This is a genomic window from Pseudomonas sp. MF6755 (genome assembly GCF_016405635.1).
Classification (GTDB): Bacteria; Pseudomonadota; Gammaproteobacteria; order Pseudomonadales; family Pseudomonadaceae; genus Aquipseudomonas; species Aquipseudomonas haemolytica.
Genome location: NZ_JAEKDA010000012.1, coordinates 84,793 through 104,426, shown reverse-complemented (window position 1 = coordinate 104,426; position 19,634 = coordinate 84,793). Strand labels below are relative to the sequence as shown.

The window sequence follows — 19,634 nt, the reverse complement described above, 5'->3', positions numbered from 1 at the left end:
CGTCACGCCATTGGAGTGCTCAAGCATGATTCCAAGCGTCACCGCAGCACACTCATTACTCAGCGCCGATGAACGCGCTGCCATTGCCGAAATAGAAGCCACCACCAGCATCCTGCAACTGGTGACCCGCCTGACCGGAATGCGCTTTGCCGGCATCGCCAAGTTTACTGACCTGGAATGGATCGTCTGCTCCGTACACGACACCTTTGACATGGGCATTCATGTCGATGACGTCCTCGACCTCGAAACTACCCTGTGCAGTGAATTCTGCATCAACCCCCAGACGCTGTTCATCCCGCAGATCAGCCAGAACGGCCGCTTTGCCGCGCGCCCGGTGGTCAAGCAATACGCCATCGAAAGCTATGCCGGCGCGCCGATCTTTCTGCCCGATGGGCGTCTGTTCGGTGCGCTGTGTGCGCTGGACTCGCGGGCAATGCTGTTCGATGATCCCAACCTGCCCGAGACCCTGAGTCTGTTTGCGCGGCTGATTGGCTGCATTTTCTACGCTAACCTGACCGCGACTGAGCAATAGCAACGATCGCCTGCGTTATCGGAAAAACTGACTCGGCGTCCTGCCAAACTGTTTCTTGAACATGCTGGTAAACGCACTCGGGCTTTCATACCCCAGTTCAAACGCCACATCGATGATCTTCTCCCCCACCGCAATGCGCTCCAGCGCCAGCAGCAGCCGTGCCTGCTGGCGCCATTGGCCGAAGGTCATCCCGGTTTCCTTGCGAAACAGGCGCTGGATGGTGGTTTGATCAAGGCCCAAGCGCGCACTCCAGTGCGCAACGGTGGAGGCATCCCCAGGTTCGTTCTGCAGCGCCAGGCAGATCTGGCTCAGGCGTGGGTCGGCAGGCTGTGGCAAAGACAGCGGCAAGGCTGGGAGGTTGGCCAGTTCGTCGAGGATCAGATGCATGATCCGGGCGTCGCGTGAGTCCTCGGCATAGGGCGGCTTCAAACTGACCGATGCCTTGATCAGCTCGCTCAACAACGGCGAGACCGTCACCGTCTTTGGCTCGGCTGGCAGGTTTGGGAAACTGTCCGGGCGCACGAACACGCTGCGCATTTTCAATGTGCCCACGCAGCGCAGCGAATGGACTTGTCCGCAAGGCATCCAAAAGCCACGGTTGGGTGGTACCGTCCATTGATTCAGGGCCGAATACACCACCATCACCCCGCCAATGGCATAGAGCAGCTGATGCTTGTTGTGGCTGTGCTCGGGGATCACCCAGTTTTCGGGATAATCGGTGGCCGAGCTGATGACGGCCCAATCACCTTCATCGATCTCCTGGAGAAATTTGTCGAGGGATTTGATTGTTTCGCCCTTTTTGAGATGGTTTATGCCCGAATTTCGCGAGACAGGCATTTTCTTCGAATTTAGCATAGCTTTCGAAACAATTAGAAATGGCTGCCAGCTAAAGTACTGTCTGCCCCTGTTTGCTGCCTTGTATGGAATGCCTGCATGTCGAGTCTCACCGCGACACCCGCCGCTGCCACCACGACGCCCCAGATAAGCCCCTTGGTTATGCGCGTCCTTGGCGCCTGCGCCCTGGCGCATATGATCAATGACCTGATCCAGGCCGTGCTGCCGTCGATCTACCCCATGCTCAAGGCCAACTACGGCCTGAGCTTCACCCAGGTCGGCCTGATCACCCTGACCTTCCAGCTGACCGCGTCCTTGCTGCAACCCTGGATCGGCTACCACACCGACCGTCACCCCAAGCCCTGGCTGCTGCCGGCGGGCATGGTGTGCACCTTGATCGGTATTTTGATGCTGGCGTTTGTCGGCAGCTTCCCGGCGATTTTGCTCGCGGCGGGGCTGGTGGGTGTCGGTTCGTCGACCTTCCACCCGGAAACCTCTCGCGTCGCACGCCTGGCCTCCGGTGGCCGCTACGGCCTGGCGCAATCCACCTTCCAGGTCGGCGGCAACACCGGCAGCGCCTTCGGCCCGTTGCTGGCGGCGGCGATCATCATTCCCTACGGCCAAAGCCATATCGCCTGGTTCGGCCTGTTTGCGGTGTTCGCGATCCTGGTGCTGTACGGCTTGAGCCGCTGGTACCGCCACCACCTCAACCTGTTCAAGCTCAAGCAAGGCAGCCAGGCGACCCATGGCTTGTCCAAAGGCCGCGTGACCTTTGCCCTGGTGGTGCTGGCCGTGTTGGTGTTCTCCAAATATTGGTACATGACCAGCCTTACCAGCTACTTCACCTTCTACCTGATTGAAAAGTTCCAGTTGTCGGTTGCCAGTTCGCAGATGTACCTGTTCCTGTTCCTCGGCGCGGTGGCGGTCGGCACCTTCGCCGGTGGCCCGATCGGCGACAAGATCGGCCGCAAGAAAGTCATCTGGTTCTCCATCCTCGGTGCCGCGCCGTTCACCCTCGCCCTGCCCTACGTCGACCTGTTCTGGACCGCCGTACTCAGCGTCGTCATCGGCTTTATCATCGCCTCGGCGTTCTCGGCCATCGTGGTGTTTGCCCAGGAATTGGTGCCCGGCAATGTGGGCATGATCGCCGGGATATTCTTTGGCCTGATGTTCGGTTTCAGCGGAATTGGTGCAGCGCTGCTCGGTATGCTCGCCGACAACCACGGGATCGAGTACGTCTACAAGCTGTGCTCGTTCCTGCCGCTGGTGGGCATCCTGACGGTACTGTTGCCGTCGACCAAGGGTGTTTGATTGCTGGGTGTACCCAAAAGCAGGTAAATGATACGCCGCGATCCAATTGTGGGAGGGGGCCCCCTCCCACATAGTAAGTTCCACTACAGGTCATAACAAACCGCCACACTGCGGGCGATTCTTTACCAGCTCAGTTGCATGGCCGACGGGAAAACCCATTGACCACGATATAGAGCAACGGCCCCATCGACACAAACACCGCCGTCAGCAAAAAGTATGGCAACACCGAGGCCAGCGACCGCCCTCGCCCGCGCGCATCGCGGTACATCTACACACACGCCAGCACCGCCATCAAATACAGGTCAATCACCACCTGGGCGGTATCGGGCCGCGACATCAGTTCTCGTCCAAACGCCAAGAGTGACTGCTCGGCGGTGAGCATCGTCGCCACGGTGTACAGGGTAAATCCCAGCAATGCGGCCAGGGCAATATAGGGTCTGCGCATGGGTTCTTCCTTGAAATGCGATGGAAATCATCGCGGCCACCTTAGCGATAAGGGCCTCCCTCTCGCAATCCCATTGCCGTCTTCATCGGGCAGATCATGCGTGCCGCCTACGCGAACTATGCCGCGCTGGTTTTGTGAAATATCTGTACGTAGACTGCCGCCATACCCCCACTTGAAGGCGGCGAAAAAAACGTGATGCAAGTTACTGAAGTCTCCATTGCCCAATTGCGCGCTGCGCTTGAAGCCGGCCAGACCACGGCGGTTGAACTGGTCCAGGCGTACCTGGCGCGGATCGACGCCTACGATGGCCCGCACACCGCCACCGCGTTGAACGCCGTGGTGGTGCGCAACCCCGACGCCCTGAAAGAAGCCGAGGCGTCCGATGCGCGCCGTGCCAAGGGTGAAACCCTGGGGCCGCTGGATGGTATTCCCTACACCGCCAAGGACAGTTACCTGGTCAAGGGCCTGACCGCTGCATCCGGCAGCCCCGCGTTTGCCAAGCTGGTCGCCCAGCGGGATGCCTTCACCATTGAACGCCTGCGGGCCGGCGGCGCCATCTGCCTGGGCAAGACCAACATGCCGCCGATGGCCAATGGCGGCATGCAGCGTGGCGTGTATGGCCGCGCCGAAAGCCCGTACAACGCCGACTACCTCACGGCGCCGTTTGCCTCCGGCTCCTCCAACGGCGCCGGCACCGCCACCGCCGCCAGCTTTGCGGCGTTTGGCCTGGCTGAAGAAACCTGGTCGAGCGGCCGCGGCCCGGCGTCCAACAATGGCCTGTGTGCCTACACACCGTCCCGGGGCGTGATTTCGGTACGCGGCAACTGGCCATTGACGCCAACCATGGACGTGGTGGTGCCCTATGCGCGCACCATGGCCGACCTGCTCGAAGTGCTCGATGTGGTGGTTGCCGAAGACCCCGACACGCGTGGCGACCTGTGGCGCCTGCAGCCCTGGGTGCCGATCCCCAGCGTCACCTCGGTGCGCCCGGCGTCGTACGCCACCCTGGCGGTCAGCAGCGACAGCCTGGCCGGCAAGCGCTTCGGCGTGCCGCGCATGTACATCAATGCCGACCCCGATGCTGGCACCAGCGAAAAACCCGGGATCGGCGGCCCGACCGGGCAAAAGATCCACACCCGTGCCACGGTGATCGAACTGTGGCAAGCCGCCCGCCAGGCGCTGGAAGCAGCCGGGGCAGAAGTGATCGAAGTGGATTTCCCACTGGTGTCCAACTGCGAAGGCGACCGCCCCGGCGCGCCGACGGTGTTTACCCGTGGCCTGGTCTCCAAGGAGTTCCTGCACGACGAACTGTGGGAACTGTCGGCCTGGGCCTTCGATGATTTCCTGCGCGCCAATGGCGACCCGAGCCTGAACCGCCTGGCAGATGTGGACGGACCGAAGATCTTCCCCCACGACCCCGGCACCCTGCCCAACCGTGAAGACGACCTGGCCGCCGGCATGGACGAATACGTGCGCATGGCCCAACGCGGGATCACCCCGTGGGACCAGATCAGCACCGTGCCCGATGGCCTGCGCGGCCTTGAGCAAACCCGACGTATCGACCTGGAAGACTGGATGGACAACCTCGGCCTCGACGCCGTGCTGTTCCCTACCGTGGCCGATGTGGGCCCGGCCGATGCCGATGTGAACGAAGCGTCCGCCGATATCGCCTGGAGCAATGGCGTGTGGGTGGCGAACGGCAATCTCGCGATTCGTCACCTGGGCGTGCCCACTGTCACCGTGCCGATGGGTGTGATGGCGGATATCGGTATGCCGGTGGGGCTGACTTTTGCCGGGCGTGCCTATGATGATTCGGCGCTGCTGCGCTTTGCTGCAGCGTTTGAAGCCACCGGCAGCAAACGTATGATTCCGCCGCGGACGCCAGGCTAAACGCAACTCGAATGTGGGAGGGGGCCGGTATATCAGCCAATAATGGGTTGACTGACACTCAGCAATCGGGGGCAAGCCCCCTCCCACATTTTGCTGTATTTCCAATCACGCACCGTGGCTCAGGTGGCTGCTGATCGGGCGTCTGGCTTACACGTACTGAGGATCGCTCACCACGCCACCACCGTGCGCACTTTCACCAGGGCCTCACGCAACTGCGCCATCGGCACCGAACCTAGGGCGACGCGCAGTGCGTGGGGCACTTGGGCCGAGACGGCGAACGGTTCGGCGGTGGACACGGATATGCCGTCGCGCTGCAAGGTCATGGCGACCTGATCAGCGCGGGCGTCTTCCGCCAGAGGCAGCCACAGGAAATATGAGCACGGATGGCTGATATACCTCACGCCCGTCAGCACCTGCGCCGCCAATGCCTGGCGGGCCTGGGCATCCGCACGTTTTTGCGCCTCCAGTTGCGCCACCGTACCATCCTCAATCCAGGCCACCGCAATCGCGCTCATCACTCCCGGAACATTCCAGGTGGTGGCCATGATCGTGCGCTCCAACCCGCTGACCCAGGCCGAAGGCGCGGCGATAAAGCCCACGCGCAAACCGGTGGCGACACTTTTGGACAGCCCGCCGACATACACCGTGCGCTCTGGTGCCAGGGTCGCTACCGGCACGGGGGCATCTTCGGCGAGAAACGCATAGGCGCCATCCTCGATGATCATCAGGTTGTGCTCCCGGGCAATCGCCACCAAGCGCTCGCGCTGCTCCAGGCTCAGCACCCAGCCCAACGGATTATGCAGGGTCGGCATGCTGTACACCGCACGCACCGGGCGTCTGCGACACAGGCTGTGCAGGTGCTCCAGGTCCGGGCCGCTGGCAGTGACGGGGATGGCGACGATTTCCAGGTGCAGGGTTTGCGCCAGCACCTTGAAGCCCGAATAGGTCAGCGCATCCACCGCGATCACATCCCCAGGCTTGAGCAACGCCATCAGGGTCACCGCCAGCCCATGTTGGGCGCCGCTGACCACCAGCACCTGCTCGGCGTCCACCGCCAGGCCTCGGCTCAACAAGTGCCGGGCCACAGCGGCGCGTTCATGCACACGCCCGGCATGGGGCTGGTAACGCAGCAGCGCCTCCAGGTCGCCGGACAGGGCCAACTGGCGCAGCGCCGTGCGCAACAGCTCGGCCTGGCCAGGTAAAGACGGGTAGTTGAAATTCAGGTCGAGCAGGCCTGCCGCAACGGTCATTTGCCCACTGCCCTGCCCCGGCGGCAAGGCAATCTCGCGCACAAAGGTACCGCGACCGGTCTCGCCGCTGACCAGGCCCATGGCTTCCAATTCGCTGTACACCCGGCTGGCAGTGACCAGGGCCAGACCATGTTCTGCGGCCAATTGCCGATGGGTGGGTAGCCGCGTGCCGGGCGGCATCTGGCCGCTGCGGATGGCCTCGGCGAAGGTATCGACCAGCGACTTGTAACGGGCACGGGGCATAGGCATGTATCCATGACAATTTTTTGATTGTCCTAATCTTCGATCCTAGGATGGCCGACACGCAACTCCCTTTTTTCGGACAGGCCCTCATGGAACGTACTTCCCCCCTCGGCACTCTGGACATTCGCACCCAGGGTTGGATCAACGGTTTTATCGGCGTGGTGATTTTCAGCGGCTCGCTGCCGGCCACGCGCCTGGCGGTGATGGAATTCGACCCGGTGTTCCTGACCATGCTCCGCGCCACTCTCGCCGCCGTGCTGGGCGTGTGTCTGTTGTGGCTGTTCAAGGAAAAACGCCCGGAACGCCAGCAATGGGCACCGCTGGTCATCGTCGCCCTCGGCGTGGTGATCGGCTTCCCGCTGCTGACCGCCCTGGCGTTGCAATACGTGACCTCGGCCCACTCCATCGTCTTCATCGGCCTGCTGCCGCTGGCCACGGCGGTATTTGGCGTGCTGCGTGGGGGTGAGCGGCCCAGGCCGGTGTTCTGGTTGTTTTCGATCCTCGGCAGTCTGTTGGTGATGGGTTATGCCTTTGCCCAGGGCCTGAGCGCCGCTCCCGTGGGCGACTTACTGATGCTGTTGGCAGTGCTGGTGTGCGGCCTGGGTTATGCCGAAGGCGCCAAGCTGTCGCGCAGCCTGGGCGGCTGGCAGGTGATCTGTTGGGCGTTGGTGGTGTCGCTGCCGGTGGCGGCGCCGCTGAGCCTGTTGCTGGCGCCTTCGACCTTCAGCGGTATCAGCCTGCCGGCGTGGCTGAGCCTGGGCTATGTGGCGCTGTTCAGCATGCTGATCGGCTTTGTGTTCTGGTACCGCGGCCTGGCCCAGGGCGGCATTGCTGCGGTCGGTCAGTTGCAGTTGCTGCAACCTTTCTTCGGCCTGGCGCTAGCGGCGGGCTTGCTGCATGAGCAGGTCAGCCTGGGCATGCTATTGGTGACAGTCGCGGTGATCGGCTGCGTGGCCGGAGCGAAGAAATTTGCTCGCTAACGCGTGGCCTGCTAAACAGAGGCGTCGCCCCCAAGAACAACAAGGACTCTGCATGCACAGCGCTTCTCTCCAGGACACCACCGCGCCGGAAGGCGTCTGCTACGGCTGCGGCAGCAGCAACCCCCATGGCCTGCACATCAAGAGCCACTGGGCCGAGGACGGCGTGCACGTGATCGCCGAGCATCAACCCGAGGCCAAATACAGCGGCTGGCCCGACCTGGTCTACGGTGGCCTGATCGCCATGCTGGTGGACTGTCATTCCAACTGGACCGCCATGGCCTACCACTACCGTGCCGAGCAACGTGAGCCCGGCAGCCTGCCGCGCATCGACTGCGTCACCGGCAACCTGGGGATCAAATTCATCAAGCCCACGCCCATGGGTGTGCCCCTGACCCTGCGTGCCCGGGTCGAAGGCGAAGTCGGGCGCAAAAGCCGCGTGGTCTGCGAGGTGTATGCCGGCGACGTACTCACCGCCATCGGCGACTCGGTGTTCGTGCGCGTCGACACCGGGCAACTGGCCGCTGCCGCCCATGGCCGCGAGGCTTGATCCTGGTCTACATTGACTGCAACCGCTGATCGAGGACTGCACCGATGCCCCGTCTCACCGCGAAAGACTTTGCCCCCGAACTGCTGGAACTCTACGACGGCTACGCACACGGCAAGATCAACCGTCGCGAATTTCTCGACCGCGCCGCACTGTTCACCCTCGGCGGCCTCACCGCCTCGGCATTGCTGGCGGCCCTGAGCCCCAACTACGCCCTGGCCGAACAGGTGAAATTCACCGACCCGGACATCGTTGCCGACTACATCACCTACCCTTCGCCCACGGGTAACGGCACGGTGCGCGGCTACCTGGTGCGCCCGGCCAAGGCCGCAGGCAAGCTGCCCGCCGTGGTGGTGGCGCATGAAAACCGTGGCCTCAACCCGTATATCGAAGACGTCGCTCGGCGCCTGGCCAAAGCCGGCTTTATCGCCCTGGCCCCAGACGGCCTGACATCAGTCGGCGGCTACCCCGGCAATGATGAAAAAGGCGTGGCGCTGCAACAGACTGTCGACCCGACCAAACTGATGAACGACTTCTTCGCCGCCATCGAATGGCTGATGCACCACGACAGCAGCACCGGCAAGGTCGGCATCACCGGTTTCTGTTATGGCGGCGGCGTGACCAATGCCGCGGCGGTGGCCTACCCGGAACTGGGCGCGGCGGTGTCGTTCTACGGGCGCCAACCCGACGCCAAGGACGTACCGCGAATCAAGGCGCCGATCATGTTGCATTACGGCGAGCTGGATACGCGGATCAATGAGGGTTGGCCGGCGTATGAACAGGCGTTGAAAGCTGCAGGTACGACATATGAGGCGTTTATCTACAAGGGTGCCAACCACGGTTTTCATAATGATTCGACACCTCGGTATGACGAAGCGGCGGCGAATCTTGCCTGGGAGCGCACCCTGGGATGGTTCCGCCAATACCTGGCGTAGCAGCACTCTAAATGTGGGAGGGGCCTGCCCCCTCCCACATGCTTATCCAATGCACATCTGCAACCACCCTTTGAACGCCAGCATCGCCGAGGTTTCAGCCCGCGACTGCAAACGGGTCAGCCAATAACTGCCTGTCGTTATCCCCACGTCGAACGGCTGGCGAACCACATCGCTCTCCAACTGCCGCGAAAACATCAGTGCCGGCGCCAGCGCCACGCCGGTGCCTTGCAGGGCGGCTTCCATCATCGCCAGCGAGGAGTCGAACACGATACTGCGCGGCACCCGCGTGTCAGTGGGCAGCCCGGCGGCCTGGAACCACAGGCTCCACTCATCGGCACGGTAGGAGCGCAGCAAGGTGTGCTTCAACACGTCTGCCGGGCTGTGCAGTTGCTCGGCAATCTGCGGCACGCACAGCACTGTCAACGGAGCCTCAAGCAACGGGCAGGCGTCGGTGCCGTGCCAGGCGCCAGCGCCAAAGCGGATCGCGTAATCCAGGCCCTCGGCGGCGACATCCACGCGGTTGTTGTGGGTGGACAGGCGCAAATCAATAAAGGGGTAGAGGCTGTGGAAATCCGCCAGACGTGGCAACAGCCAGCCCACCGCGAAGGTGCCGACCGCCCCTACCGTCAGCACCTCGCGGTAATGCCCGCCTTCGAACTGGCCCAACGTAAGGGCAATGCGATCAAAGGCTTCACGCAGCACCGGCAGCAGGGTTTCGCCTTCGCTGGTGAGCATCAGGCCCCGTGGCAGGCGCTTGAACAGCGTGACATTGAGTTGCGCTTCGAGGCTTTTGACCTGATGACTGACCGCCGCTTGGGTCACGCATAGCTCAATGGCCGCCCGGGTAAAGCTCAAATGGCGCGCCGAGGCTTCGAAGGCACGCAGGGCATTTAGCGGAAGATGAGAACGCAGCAAGGCTTGCCCCAAATTTTTCTAATGGCTGGTGCGAGATATCATCGTTTGCCCGCGCCGTGAAATCCACCTAGATTTGCCTCGCCTGCGCAGGTTCTGATCGTCATTACTCATTTACATGGAAGCGAGTCACCATGAAGCGCAACTTACAAAAACTATTGATATCCGCATTATTGCTTGGGTCTGGCAGTTGCATCGCCGCCGCCGATATGCGCCAGGTGGTGGACAGCGCTATCAAGCCCCTGATGCAGCAGCAAGGTATACCTGGCCTGTCGGTGGCCGTCATCAACCAGGGCAAGGTGCAATACTTTAATTACGGCGTGGCCGCCAAGGACACCCAGGCCCCAGTGACCGAAGACACCCTGTTCGAAATCGGCTCGGTAAGCAAAACCTTCACCGCCACCCTCGGCGGTTACGCCCAGGCCACTGGCAAGCTCAAGTTGTCGGACATGGCCAGCCAACACTTGCCCGCCCTGGCCGGCAGCGCGTTTGATCGCATCAGCCTGCTGCAGCTGGCGACCTATACCCCCGGCGGCCTGCCGCTGCAGTTCCCGGATGCGGCCGACAGTGCAGCAACCATGCTCGGCTATTTCCAACACTGGAAACCCACTTACGCCCCGGGCGAACAACGCCTATATTCCAACCCCAGCATCGGCCTGTTCGGCTACCTGGCGGCGCAAAGCCTGGGCCAGCCGTTCAACGTCGCCATGGAGAAAACCCTGCTGCCCAAACTGGGCCTGACCAACACTTACGTCAGCGTGCGCAGCGACAAAGCCGGCCAATATGCCCAAGGCTATGACAAGCAGCAAAAACCCGTACGCGTCAGCCCCGGTGCCCTGGACAGCGAAGCCTACGGCATCAAGACCAGCACCCAGGACCTGGCTCGCTACGTGATCGCGAACATGCACCCGCAGACCCTGGAGCAACCGCTGCAACAGGCCATCTTCGCCACCCACGCCGGCTACTACACAGTCAACGGCATGACCCAGGGCCTGGGCTGGGAACGCTACCCCTACCCCATCACTCTGCAAGCCCTGCTTGACGGCAACTCCACCGCCATGACGATGGAGCCGCACAAGGTCAACTGGCTGAAACCGGCCCAGGCGCAACCGGCCAACGTGCTGTACAACAAGACCGGCTCCACCGGTGGGTTTGGTGCGTATGTGGCGTATGTGCCGAGCAAGGACATGGGCGTGGTAATTCTGGCTAACAGGAACTACCCGAATGCCGAGCGGGTGAAAGTCGCCCATGGGATCTTGAGCGCGATGGACCAATAACGCCGAAAAAATCAGCAATTAACAGTCTTTGACAGTTTCCCGACAAAGCACTCAAAGATTGTTGGCCCCTACGGCCCTAGCATTCGAGCATCCAAACCACCATTCGGGTGCTCTTCATGTTTCGCACATTGCGCGGTATTCCGTTGTTGGGTTGCCTGCTGAGCAGCATCGGTTGCCACTCGCAACCGCCTGCCCCGCCGCCGATTCAAAAAGGCGATTACGGCGCAATCATCCGTTACCTGCAAGCCCGCATTCCCCGGGAGATGGCCCGGGAAAATGTGGCGGGCTTGTCGATTGCCCTGGTCAATGGCCAGGAGTTGATCTGGGCCCGCGGCTTCGGCTTGGCCGACAAGGCCCAGGGTGTGCCGGTCACGCCCAACACAGCCTTTCGGGCCGGCGGCATTTCCAAGCTGATCACCACCACAGCGGCGCTGCAACTGGTGGAGCAACAGCGCCTGGCGCTGGATGCGCCGATCCAGCACACCCTGCGCGAATTCTACGTACGCTCACGCTTTCATAGCGACCAGGCCGAAGCGGATCGTGCGATCACGTTGCGGCGTTTGCTCAGCCATCAATCCGGCTTACCCAGCGAACATCTGCGTGACCTGCGCAGCACTTACGCCATGGGGCAGATGCCGATGCGCGTATCGGGCGTGTGGCTGAGCAGCCTGCCGGGTTCCCAGGTGGCTTACTCCAACCTCGGCTATTCGCTGGTGGGTGCCGCCATTGAGCGCAGCAGCGGCAAGCCTTTCGAGGCCCAACTGCAAAGCAGCCTGTTCAAACCCCTGCAGATGAACCAGTCCAGTTTCGTCGGCACCGGCGCGCAATTGAGCTTCCGCGCCCTGGGCTATGAGAATGGCAACGCCAGCACCGACGCCCAGGTGCGTGACCTTGCTGCCGGCGGCTTGTGGGCCAGCCCCAAGGACCTCAGCCACTATGTGCAGATGCTGTTCGCCAAAGGCACCTACAAACGCAACCAGGTGCTGGACAGCGCGTCGATAGAAGCAATGTTCACCCAGCAAAACACCGGTAACGCCCTGGATTTCGACTGCCAGATGGGCCTGGGCTGGTTCCTCGCGCCGTGCGGTGACGAGCCGGTCGGGCCTGGCGTGCGCACCTATCAGCACAGCGGTGGCGGTGATGATTTCGCCGCGCAACTGACCCTGCTGCCGGACCAGCAACTGGCCGTGATCATCATGGCCAACGACAGCAATGCCGAAGAAATGGTGGTGTCGCTGTCCACCGAAAGCTTGCGCCTGATGCTCGAGGCGCAGACCGGCAAGGCCGTCTGCGCCGACGACTGCCAGGCGCCCAGCCACGGCCTCAAGCTGCGCCATGTACCAGCGGCGGTCGACCGCAAGCGTCTGTCGGGATTTTACGCGACCGCCTGGGGCGTGTTCCGCATCAAGGATGACCACGAACACCTGGCAGGCGAACTGGCCGGCTACACCTTTGAGTTGTTGCGCGACGAGCAAGGCTGGCTACGCGCCCAGAAAAAAGTCCTGGGCTTCTGGCTCAAGGACCTGGGCGACTTGGGCCGCGTACAGCTGGACGTGGTCACGGTACAAGGCCGGCAGATGCTGACTGCGCGTAGCCACGGCCAACGCATCGCCATTGGCGAGCGCATTGAGGCACCGCCTTTGTCCACGTCCTGGGCCGACACTATCGGCACCTACCAGGTACTCAACAGCCATGAACCCGACGCGCCATTGAGCGGTATCAGCGTGCGCCTGGAAGAAGGCTTCCTGGTGATACGCGGCCAGTTGCATGACGAGCCGCTGACCGACTACATCCTGCTACCCGTCGACAATGCCCACGCGGTGCTGGCCGGCAGCGGCTACGGCCTGGGCGACACCGTCAGCCGCCAGGTCAACGGCCTGAGCGCTTCGGGCTACTCCTTCAAACGCACGCATTCACCCCACACACCTTTGAATTTCTAACCTGGAAGAACAACCTGATGCGCTCAAAAAACCTGTGCCTGTCATTGACCTCACTATGCCTGCTCGCCGCTGCCGACACTGCGCTCGCCGAAGACTGGGAATACAGCCTCAAGGCCGGCGTGGCCAACGCGCCCCGCTACAGTGGCAGCGACGAACGCATGACCGCGCCGCTGCTGGGCGGCCAAATCGTCAGCCCCTGGGGGATTTTCCTCGACACCGACAAGGGCCTGGGCTGGGGCTACGAAGGCAACGCCTTGAGCTTTAGCGCCTATGTCGGCGCCAGCAGCTCACGCAAGGATAAAAACGAGAGCATGCATGCCGGCTCCAAACGCCTTAAAGGTATGGGCGAGATCAAATCACGCCCGCAAGTGGGCGTGAGCGCCGCCTACAACCTGGGTGGCGTGATCATCGGTGCCACCCTGGAGCATGCGCTCAAAGAGGATGACCACAAAGACACCGGCAAGGCCTACACCCACCTGGAGTTGAGCCTGGGCACCAACCTGTATGAAGGCCGCTTCGGCTCGGTCGATGCCAGCCTCAACAGCCACTTCGGTGACCGTGACTACCTGCAGACCTGGTATGGCGTGACCACCGGCCAGGCGGCGCGCAGCCGCTTCAAGGAATACAAGGCCGGCGCGGGTAATATCAGCAATGGCATGAACCTGGTGTGGAGCGTGCCGATCAGCGAGCATACGCAGTTCTCGACGCTGCTGGATGTGCAATACCTGGCGGATGAGGCGGGCAAGAGCCCGATTGTGGAGCGGCGGTTGCAGACGTCGGTGATCGGGGCGCTGGAATACACCTTCTGATTAATGTTGGTAACCCAATTGGAAAATGTGGGAGGGGGCTTGCTCCCTCCCACATTTAGCCTGCGCAGTATTCAAAAAGTGTTACTCGGCATACGCCCAGGTCATCCGAAACGACGCCCCGCCCCACTCCGAATCCAGCACTTCCACCTGCCCGCCATGCCACTGGCTCACGCGCTTGACCAACGCCAGGCCCAACCCAAACCCGCCTGTACGGCGATCGCGACTGGCGTCGAGGCGCAGGAAGGGTTCGAAGATCTTGGTGCGCCCCTCCAACGGCACGCCCGGCCCATCGTCATTGACCCGTACTTCGTAACCGCTGCCGAACTTGACCAGCGACACTTCTACGCGGCGGTCGGCATAACGAATGGCGTTGCGCAGCAGGTTGATCACCGCCCGCGCCATGAAGCGTGGCTCGATCTGGATAAAGTCGACTTCACAGGTGCGCAGTGACAACTGCACCCCTTCCGCCTCGGCTTCCAGGGCTACGCTGCCGATCACGCTGTCAAGCCAGCTATGGGCCTCGATATTCTCACGGGTGACCTGGGTGGCGCCGCGCTCCAGGCTGGCATAGGTCAACAGCTCGGAGACCATTTCCTCCAGCTCGCCGAGGTCGGCGTACATATCGCTGATCAGCTCGCGACACTGGCGTGGGTCGCTTTGCTGCCTGAGCTGGTCGAGTTCGAACGACAAGCGCGCAATCGGCGTGCGCAATTCATGGGACACAGCGTTGGTCAGTTCACGCTGGTTGGCGATCAGGCTTTCAATGCGCTCGGCCATTTGGTTGAAATGCCCGGCCAGTTCGCGCACGGTGGAACGACGCGGCAGCAGGATGCGCGAACCCAGATCGTTGTCACCGAAGCGTTGCGCCGCCAGGCGGATGTGCTCCAGGTCGCGCCAGTGCGGGCGCACCCAGAAATACAGGACGATGGCCAGGCCTGCGCCCAGTAAGCCATAGGCCCACAGATACAACCATTTGGGCTCTTCCGGCAGTCTGATTTCAAGCAATTGCGGGCCGTTGTCGATGGGGGCCAGGAACTTCATGAAGTCCTCGCGTACCACCACCTGGTCACTCGCCAGGAGTTTGCGTTCGCGCTCGTTCAGGTGCTGGGCGTCGCGCTGTACCAGTTTCAGGCGCAAGCCATAATGCGGTTGCAGTTCATCCAGACGAGCCTGGCGCGCCTCACCCTGCAGCGGTTGCAACTGTTGCACCAGGGCCCATGCCGGGCCGCGCAGGGCTTCACGGTTATAGGTCTCGTTGGACTCGGGCATATACGCGTCCAGGCCGAAGTTGACTAGCCAGATGGACGCGGCCAGGCCGAGCGCAAGGATGACATAGAGGCGCAGATACAAGCGCAGCATCTAAACCTCCCACGCGAACGGATTGAACAGGTACCCCTTGCCCCAGATGGTCTTGATGCACACCGGCTCGCGAGGGTTGTCATTGAGCTTGCCGCGCAACTTGCTGATGTAGACATCGACACTGCGATTGAGCCCGTCGAAGGCAATGCCGCGCATGCGGTTGAGGATGTCGTCGCGGGAGAGGATCTTGCCCGAGCTGCTGGCCAGCAACCACAGCAATTCAAATTCCATGGTAGTGAGGTCGATCTTCTCGCCACCCAGGCTGACCACTCGGCAACTGCGATCGATCGACAAACGGCCAAACTCCAGCGCACCGCGCACGGTGGGCTCGGGCACTTGACGGCGCTGCAAGGCACGCAGGCGCGCCAGCAGCACCGGTGGCTTGATCGGCTTGATCACGTAGTCGTCAGCACCGGACTCAAGGCCGAGGATATGGTCCAGGTCGTCCTCCTTGGCGGTGAGGATCACGATGGGCGTATCCGACACATTGCGAATCTCGCGGCACACATGCAGCCCGCTCTGGCCCGGCAGCATCAGGTCGAGCACGACCATCTTCGGCTTGAAGTCCAGGAAGGCCGCCAAGGCTTTATCGCCCCGGTGCACCACCCGCACCTCGAAACCATGTTGCGACAGAAAATGCGCGATCAGCCCTGCCAGCTTTTCATCGTCCTCAACGAGCAGGACCTTGCCCAGACCCAGGTTTTCCATAAGTTCTCAGTGTGGATGCGCGGATTGAAGTGTGCGCATTATAGGTGGCAAGCTGGCCAACAGAAGCAGCTGGCCAGTACGCGCCGACGAAGCTTCATGCTTTTAAGAGTTTTTAACAAATAAGCTGCAATCTTTAACGCCATTTACAGGGAGTTTCATGCGCAAGGATTACCTGGCGTTCTTCGTTTCGCTATTCCTGTCACGGTTGGCCGACCAGATCCTGTTGTTTATCGTGCCGCTGATCGTGTTCCAGACCACCAACAGTGTGTCATGGGCGGGCCTGGCGTTCTTTGTCGAGTCGCTGCCGCGCTACCTGGCATTTCCCGTGTGCGGGGCGTTGTGCGACAAGTTTTCACCGGTGCGCATCCTGCATATCAGCCAGGTGTATCGGGCGCTGGCCTGTGTAGTGGCGGTGGCGCTGTATGGGCTGTTCGACGGTATCCATTGGCTGGTGATCCTGTCTGCGTTGTGCGGGGTATTGACCACCCAGGGCATCATGGCGCGGGAGGTGCTGATGCCGCATATCTTTGAGCGTTACACCTACGCCAAGACCCTGTCCTATTCGCAGATTGCCGATCAGAGCGGCCTGGTGCTCGGGCCGTTGGTGGCGGCGCTGCTGCTGGAGGTCTGGGCGTGGCTTTGGGTGGTGATGGGCGTCGCCGCGCTGTTTGTGCTGGCTGACCTGGCGATGCTGATCTGGCAGCGCAACACCACGGTGGACCTGCAAACCCATGCGCAGCATCCGGGTATCTGGCTGCAGCCGCTGCGCACAGCGTTCGGCCACATCCGCGACCGGGTGGAGTTGAGGCGCATCATTACCCTCGCAGTCGGCGTGAACCTGATTATCGGGGTGACACTGGCCACCTCGGCTGCCATGGTCACCGGTCAATACGCCGCGGATAAAGACGCCTACGCCCTGCTGCAAGCCGCTGGTGCGGTGGTCACCATCGGCATTCTGTTTTACCTGGCGCGCTCTTCAATGCCGCTGAAAGTCATGGGAGGGCTGTCGTATACGATGATTGCCGTCGGCGCGCTGATCACCGCCGTCAGCCCCGGCGTGTGGGCTTACGCCGTGGGCTTCCTGCTGGTGACCGGCTTCGACAAGATGTTCAACGTGTACCTGCGCAGCACCCGTCAACGGGTTATTCCGGTGCAGGATTTCGGCAAGACGGTGGGGGTGATTACCTTGCTCAATAACCTTGCCCAGCCATTGGCGGGCCTGATGATTGCCGTGCTGGCCGCGCCTCTGGGCATGCAAACGGTGATCCTGCTGCTGGCCGGTATCACCGCCTTGATCGGCGTGGCCGTGGCCTCAGGCTGGCACGCCACTGTGAAAGCGGAACTCGACGTCGGGTGATTCGATCAGTTCCTGTTCGGCTGCCCTCACCCGCTCGATGACCTGGGCGATGTCCTTGGCATCACCGTACTGGTAGGCCAGCTTCAGGTAACCCTGGAAGTGCCGCGCCTCGCTTTTCAGCAAACCGAAGTAGAACTTGCCGAGCTCTTCGTCCAGATGCGGCACCAGCGCTTCGAAACGCTCGCAACTGCGTGCCTCGATAAAAGCGCCGACGACCAGGGTATCCACCAGCTTGACCGGCTCATGGCTGCGCACCACCTTGCGCAAACCCGAGGCATAACGACCGGCGTGCAGTTGGCGCAGCTCGACCTTGCGTTTTTTTATCAGGCGCATGACTTGTTCGTGGTGCACCAGCTCTTCGCGGGCCAGGCGCGACATCATGTTGATCAGGTCAACGTGGCCGTGGTACTTGGCCATCAGGCTCAGGGCGGTGCTGGCGGCTTTGAATTCGCAGTTCTTGTGGTCGATCAGCAGGGTGTCCTGATCAGCCAGAGCGGCCTGGACCCAGGCGTCGGGGGTACGGCAGCCGAGGAATTCGTGGATTTCGGGCAGGTTCATCGGGCTCACGGGCAAAGGATCACAAAAGGGCGCCGATTATACCGACCCCGCCGCAGACCACCAGCCACCGGCCTTGATGTGTATCAACATGACGTCTGGCAGGCAGCAACTATAGTTGTTGCACGCCCCTTCCTGGAGAACCCGATCATGCAAGCCACCCGCAGCATCCTGGTGGTCATCGAGCCCGAGCATTCGGAAAGCCTGGCCCTCAAGCGTGCCAAGCTGATTGCCGGGGTGACCGACGCGCACCTGCACTTGCTTGTCTGCGACAAGAAGCACGAGCATTCTGCGCTGTTGAGCGTGCTCAAGTCCGGGCTAGAGGAAGACGGCTACAGCGTCACCACCGAACAGGCGTGGAACGCCAGCCTGCATGAAACCATCATTGATGTGCAGCAGGCCGAGGGCTGCGGCCTGGTAATCAAGCAGCACTTCCCCGACAGCCCGCTGAAAAAGGCCCTGCTGACCCCGGCGGACTGGAAGCTGTTGCGCTATTGCCCGACGCCGGTGCTGCTGGTCAAGACCTCCACGCCATGGGCCGGCGGCGTGATTCTGGCGGCCATCGATGTGGGCAATACCGACAGCGAACACCGCTCACTGCACAACGCGATCATCGACCACGGCTTTGATATCGCCAGCCTGGCCAAGGCGCAATTGCACGTGATCAGTGCCCACCCGTCGCCGATGCTGTCAGCGGCGGACCCGACCTTCCAGCTCAAGGAAACCATCGAGGCGCGCTATCGCGAGCAGTGCAAGGCATTCCAGGCCGAATTCGACGTCGATGATGCACATCTGCATATCAAGGAAGGCCCGGCGGATGTGTTGATCCCGCATATTGCCCATCAGTTGCAGGCGGCGGTGACCATCATCGGCACCGTGGCGCGCACCGGGATTTCCGGGGCATTGATCGGCAATACCGCGGAGGTGGTGCTCGATGCGGTGGAAAGCGATGTGCTGGTGCTCAAGCCACAGACGTTGATGGATCACCTGCAAGAGCTTGCGACCAAGCCCTGAAGAACAATGAAGGGCAAAATGTGGGAGGGGGCTTGCTCCCGATAGCAGCGTGTCAGTCAGCCCATCCTTCACTGACCCACCGCAATCGGGAGCAAGCCCCCTCCCACATTTGGATGCATGCTGTCAGGTGGATAGCGAATCTTTCAGGAAAGCCGGGGCGATATAGCGCTGGTAATGCGCCTCGGACAAGATGAAAAACTCACGGTCGATGGCATCGCGCAGGTCCGGCAAGGGCCAGTCGCGAAACTCCGGCAACAGCACCATGCCATACGCCTCCAGGTTATTGATCACCCGCGCCCCGCGCGCGATCAACTGGTAGGCCCAGCAATACTCGGACTGGTGCGGCACAAAGCGAATCTTGCGTTGCTCCAACTGCCCGCGCAGGGTCTTGGGGTCGAAGACTTCCACTTTGCCGGCCATCACCTGCACCAGCAGTTGCTCAAGCCTGAGCCAGACGGCGCGTTTTTCTTCTTCGTTATAGCCATTCCACTGGATCACCTCGTGATGGAAGCGCTTGCAGCCGCGGCACACGAGATCGCCGTAGACCGTGGAGCACAGGCCGACGCAGGGGGTCTTGATAGTTTGGTTGGGCATGGGCAACGACACGCAAATCAGCGAAACAGTGCGCCATGTTAGCCCTTTGTCTAAGGTTGATCACCTCGCAAACTTGGTTAGGTAACTTACCTTTAGTTTTTTTTTGCCGTAGAATCACCCGGCCTTGTAAGGCGCCAATAATCCG

The 19,634-nt window shown here is 61.6% G+C and carries 18 protein-coding genes and 1 pseudogene; 11 read left to right on the top strand and 8 right to left on the bottom strand.

Features of this window, described 5'->3' with window-relative positions; translation table 11 throughout:
- Nucleotides 1-25: 25 nt before the first annotated feature.
- Nucleotides 26-532: a GAF domain-containing protein gene (locus JFT66_RS17410; protein ID WP_034119853.1), complete on the top strand. Its 507-nt coding sequence runs from the start codon at nt 26-28 to the stop codon at nt 530-532.
- A 15-nt stretch (nt 533-547) separates the two neighbouring features.
- Here JFT66_RS17410 and JFT66_RS17405 read toward each other — a convergent pair whose 3' ends face one another.
- Nucleotides 548-1,369, bottom strand: a complete 822-nt coding sequence (locus JFT66_RS17405; RefSeq protein WP_153839593.1) for an AraC family transcriptional regulator — start codon at nt 1,367-1,369, stop codon at nt 548-550.
- A gap of 96 nt (nt 1,370-1,465) precedes the next feature.
- Here JFT66_RS17405 and JFT66_RS17400 point away from each other — a divergent pair, with 96 nt between their 5' ends.
- Nucleotides 1,466-2,677, top strand: a complete 1,212-nt coding sequence (locus JFT66_RS17400) for an MFS transporter (protein WP_034119855.1) — start codon at nt 1,466-1,468, stop codon at nt 2,675-2,677.
- Between the two features lie 130 nt (nt 2,678-2,807).
- On the opposite strand, the pseudogene JFT66_RS17395 reads toward JFT66_RS17400, so the two are convergent.
- Nucleotides 2,808-3,122 (bottom strand): annotated as a pseudogene (locus tag JFT66_RS17395) (DUF2834 domain-containing protein).
- A 192-nt stretch (nt 3,123-3,314) separates the two neighbouring features.
- Here JFT66_RS17395 and JFT66_RS17390 point away from each other — a divergent pair.
- Nucleotides 3,315-5,012, top strand: coding sequence for an amidase (locus JFT66_RS17390; RefSeq protein ID WP_034119856.1), 1,698 nt, complete (start codon nt 3,315-3,317; stop codon nt 5,010-5,012).
- 167 nt (nt 5,013-5,179) lie between these two features.
- Here JFT66_RS17390 and JFT66_RS17385 read toward each other — a convergent pair whose 3' ends face one another.
- A complete protein-coding gene (locus JFT66_RS17385) occupies nt 5,180-6,505 on the bottom strand; it encodes an aminotransferase-like domain-containing protein (protein ID WP_198859741.1) in 1,326 nt (441 codons plus the stop codon).
- An 89-nt stretch (nt 6,506-6,594) separates the two neighbouring features.
- Between JFT66_RS17385 and JFT66_RS17380 the strand changes: the two genes are divergently transcribed.
- The 3 genes from JFT66_RS17380 to yghX are packed head-to-tail and all read left to right on the top strand — an operon-like array spanning nt 6,595 to nt 8,964.
- Nucleotides 6,595-7,485, top strand: coding sequence for a DMT family transporter (locus tag JFT66_RS17380; protein WP_198859740.1), 891 nt, complete (start codon nt 6,595-6,597; stop codon nt 7,483-7,485).
- A 52-nt stretch (nt 7,486-7,537) separates the two neighbouring features.
- Nucleotides 7,538-8,032 carry a PaaI family thioesterase gene (locus tag JFT66_RS17375; RefSeq protein ID WP_198859739.1) on the top strand — a complete coding sequence of 165 codons (495 nt, stop codon included), beginning with the start codon at nt 7,538-7,540 and terminating at the stop codon, nt 8,030-8,032.
- A 44-nt stretch (nt 8,033-8,076) separates the two neighbouring features.
- Complete coding sequence (gene yghX, locus JFT66_RS17370; RefSeq protein ID WP_198859738.1) at nt 8,077-8,964, top strand: YghX family hydrolase; 888 nt, start codon at nt 8,077-8,079, stop codon at nt 8,962-8,964.
- A gap of 42 nt (nt 8,965-9,006) precedes the next feature.
- Here yghX and JFT66_RS17365 read toward each other — a convergent pair whose 3' ends face one another.
- Nucleotides 9,007-9,879 carry a LysR family transcriptional regulator gene (locus JFT66_RS17365; RefSeq protein ID WP_198859737.1) on the bottom strand — a complete coding sequence of 291 codons (873 nt, stop codon included), beginning with the start codon at nt 9,877-9,879 and terminating at the stop codon, nt 9,007-9,009.
- 131 nt (nt 9,880-10,010) lie between these two features.
- On the opposite strand from JFT66_RS17365, the gene ampC reads away from it, so the two are divergent.
- The 3 genes from ampC to JFT66_RS17350 all read left to right on the top strand — a co-directional run bounded on the left by ampC (nt 10,011) and on the right by JFT66_RS17350 (nt 13,902).
- Nucleotides 10,011-11,153, top strand: coding sequence for a class C beta-lactamase (ampC, locus tag JFT66_RS17360; RefSeq protein WP_198859736.1), 1,143 nt, complete (start codon nt 10,011-10,013; stop codon nt 11,151-11,153).
- 116 nt (nt 11,154-11,269) lie between these two features.
- Nucleotides 11,270-13,093 carry a serine hydrolase domain-containing protein gene (locus JFT66_RS17355; RefSeq protein ID WP_198859735.1) on the top strand — a complete coding sequence of 608 codons (1,824 nt, stop codon included), beginning with the start codon at nt 11,270-11,272 and terminating at the stop codon, nt 13,091-13,093.
- Nucleotides 13,094-13,110: 17 nt separating this feature from the next.
- Nucleotides 13,111-13,902, top strand: coding sequence for a MipA/OmpV family protein (locus JFT66_RS17350; RefSeq protein WP_153839585.1), 792 nt, complete (start codon nt 13,111-13,113; stop codon nt 13,900-13,902).
- An 81-nt stretch (nt 13,903-13,983) separates the two neighbouring features.
- On the opposite strand, the gene JFT66_RS17345 is transcribed toward JFT66_RS17350, so the two are convergent.
- Nucleotides 13,984-15,261 (bottom strand): ATP-binding protein, encoded by a 1,278-nt coding sequence (locus JFT66_RS17345; RefSeq protein WP_198859734.1) that lies wholly within the window; start codon nt 15,259-15,261, stop codon nt 13,984-13,986.
- Complete coding sequence (locus tag JFT66_RS17340) at nt 15,262-15,969, bottom strand: winged helix-turn-helix domain-containing protein (protein WP_034119865.1); 708 nt, start codon at nt 15,967-15,969, stop codon at nt 15,262-15,264.
- A 157-nt stretch (nt 15,970-16,126) separates the two neighbouring features.
- Here JFT66_RS17340 and JFT66_RS17335 point away from each other — a divergent pair, with 157 nt between their 5' ends.
- Nucleotides 16,127-17,326 carry an MFS transporter gene (locus JFT66_RS17335; RefSeq protein WP_153839583.1) on the top strand — a complete coding sequence of 400 codons (1,200 nt, stop codon included), beginning with the start codon at nt 16,127-16,129 and terminating at the stop codon, nt 17,324-17,326.
- Here the strand turns inward: JFT66_RS17335 and JFT66_RS17330 are convergent.
- Entirely contained in the window at nt 17,282-17,884 is a 603-nt protein-coding gene (locus JFT66_RS17330; protein WP_034119867.1) for a tRNA-(ms[2]io[6]A)-hydroxylase, read from the bottom strand. The two genes, JFT66_RS17335 and JFT66_RS17330, sit on opposite strands and share 45 nt — an antisense overlap.
- A gap of 147 nt (nt 17,885-18,031) precedes the next feature.
- Here JFT66_RS17330 and JFT66_RS17325 point away from each other — a divergent pair, with 147 nt between their 5' ends.
- A complete protein-coding gene (locus tag JFT66_RS17325) occupies nt 18,032-18,895 on the top strand; it encodes a universal stress protein (protein WP_198859733.1) in 864 nt (287 codons plus the stop codon).
- Nucleotides 18,896-19,018: 123 nt separating this feature from the next.
- Here JFT66_RS17325 and JFT66_RS17320 read toward each other — a convergent pair whose 3' ends face one another.
- On the bottom strand, nt 19,019-19,489 hold the full coding sequence (locus tag JFT66_RS17320; RefSeq protein ID WP_034119869.1) for a DUF1289 domain-containing protein: 471 nt from the start codon (nt 19,487-19,489) through the stop codon (nt 19,019-19,021).
- Between the last annotated feature and the right edge of the window lie 145 nt (nt 19,490-19,634).

Coding starts and splice junctions, on each gene's coding strand:
- JFT66_RS17410 (WP_034119853.1), top strand. CDS start 26: ATGATTCCAAGCGTCACCGCAGCACACTCATTACTCAGCGCCGATGAA.
- JFT66_RS17405 (WP_153839593.1), bottom strand. CDS start 1,369: ATGCCTGTCTCGCGAAATTCGGGCATAAACCATCTCAAAAAGGGCGAA.
- JFT66_RS17400 (WP_034119855.1), top strand. CDS start 1,466: ATGTCGAGTCTCACCGCGACACCCGCCGCTGCCACCACGACGCCCCAG.
- JFT66_RS17385 (WP_198859741.1), bottom strand. CDS start 6,505: ATGCCCCGTGCCCGTTACAAGTCGCTGGTCGATACCTTCGCCGAGGCC.
- JFT66_RS17380 (WP_198859740.1), top strand. CDS start 6,595: ATGGAACGTACTTCCCCCCTCGGCACTCTGGACATTCGCACCCAGGGT.
- JFT66_RS17375 (WP_198859739.1), top strand. CDS start 7,538: ATGCACAGCGCTTCTCTCCAGGACACCACCGCGCCGGAAGGCGTCTGC.
- yghX (WP_198859738.1), top strand. CDS start 8,077: ATGCCCCGTCTCACCGCGAAAGACTTTGCCCCCGAACTGCTGGAACTC.
- ampC (WP_198859736.1), top strand. CDS start 10,011: ATGAAGCGCAACTTACAAAAACTATTGATATCCGCATTATTGCTTGGG.
- JFT66_RS17355 (WP_198859735.1), top strand. CDS start 11,270: ATGTTTCGCACATTGCGCGGTATTCCGTTGTTGGGTTGCCTGCTGAGC.
- JFT66_RS17350 (WP_153839585.1), top strand. CDS start 13,111: ATGCGCTCAAAAAACCTGTGCCTGTCATTGACCTCACTATGCCTGCTC.
- JFT66_RS17345 (WP_198859734.1), bottom strand. CDS start 15,261: ATGCTGCGCTTGTATCTGCGCCTCTATGTCATCCTTGCGCTCGGCCTG.
- JFT66_RS17340 (WP_034119865.1), bottom strand. CDS start 15,969: ATGGAAAACCTGGGTCTGGGCAAGGTCCTGCTCGTTGAGGACGATGAA.
- JFT66_RS17335 (WP_153839583.1), top strand. CDS start 16,127: ATGCGCAAGGATTACCTGGCGTTCTTCGTTTCGCTATTCCTGTCACGG.
- JFT66_RS17330 (WP_034119867.1), bottom strand. CDS start 17,884: ATGAACCTGCCCGAAATCCACGAATTCCTCGGCTGCCGTACCCCCGAC.
- JFT66_RS17325 (WP_198859733.1), top strand. CDS start 18,032: ATGCAAGCCACCCGCAGCATCCTGGTGGTCATCGAGCCCGAGCATTCG.
- JFT66_RS17320 (WP_034119869.1), bottom strand. CDS start 19,489: ATGCCCAACCAAACTATCAAGACCCCCTGCGTCGGCCTGTGCTCCACG.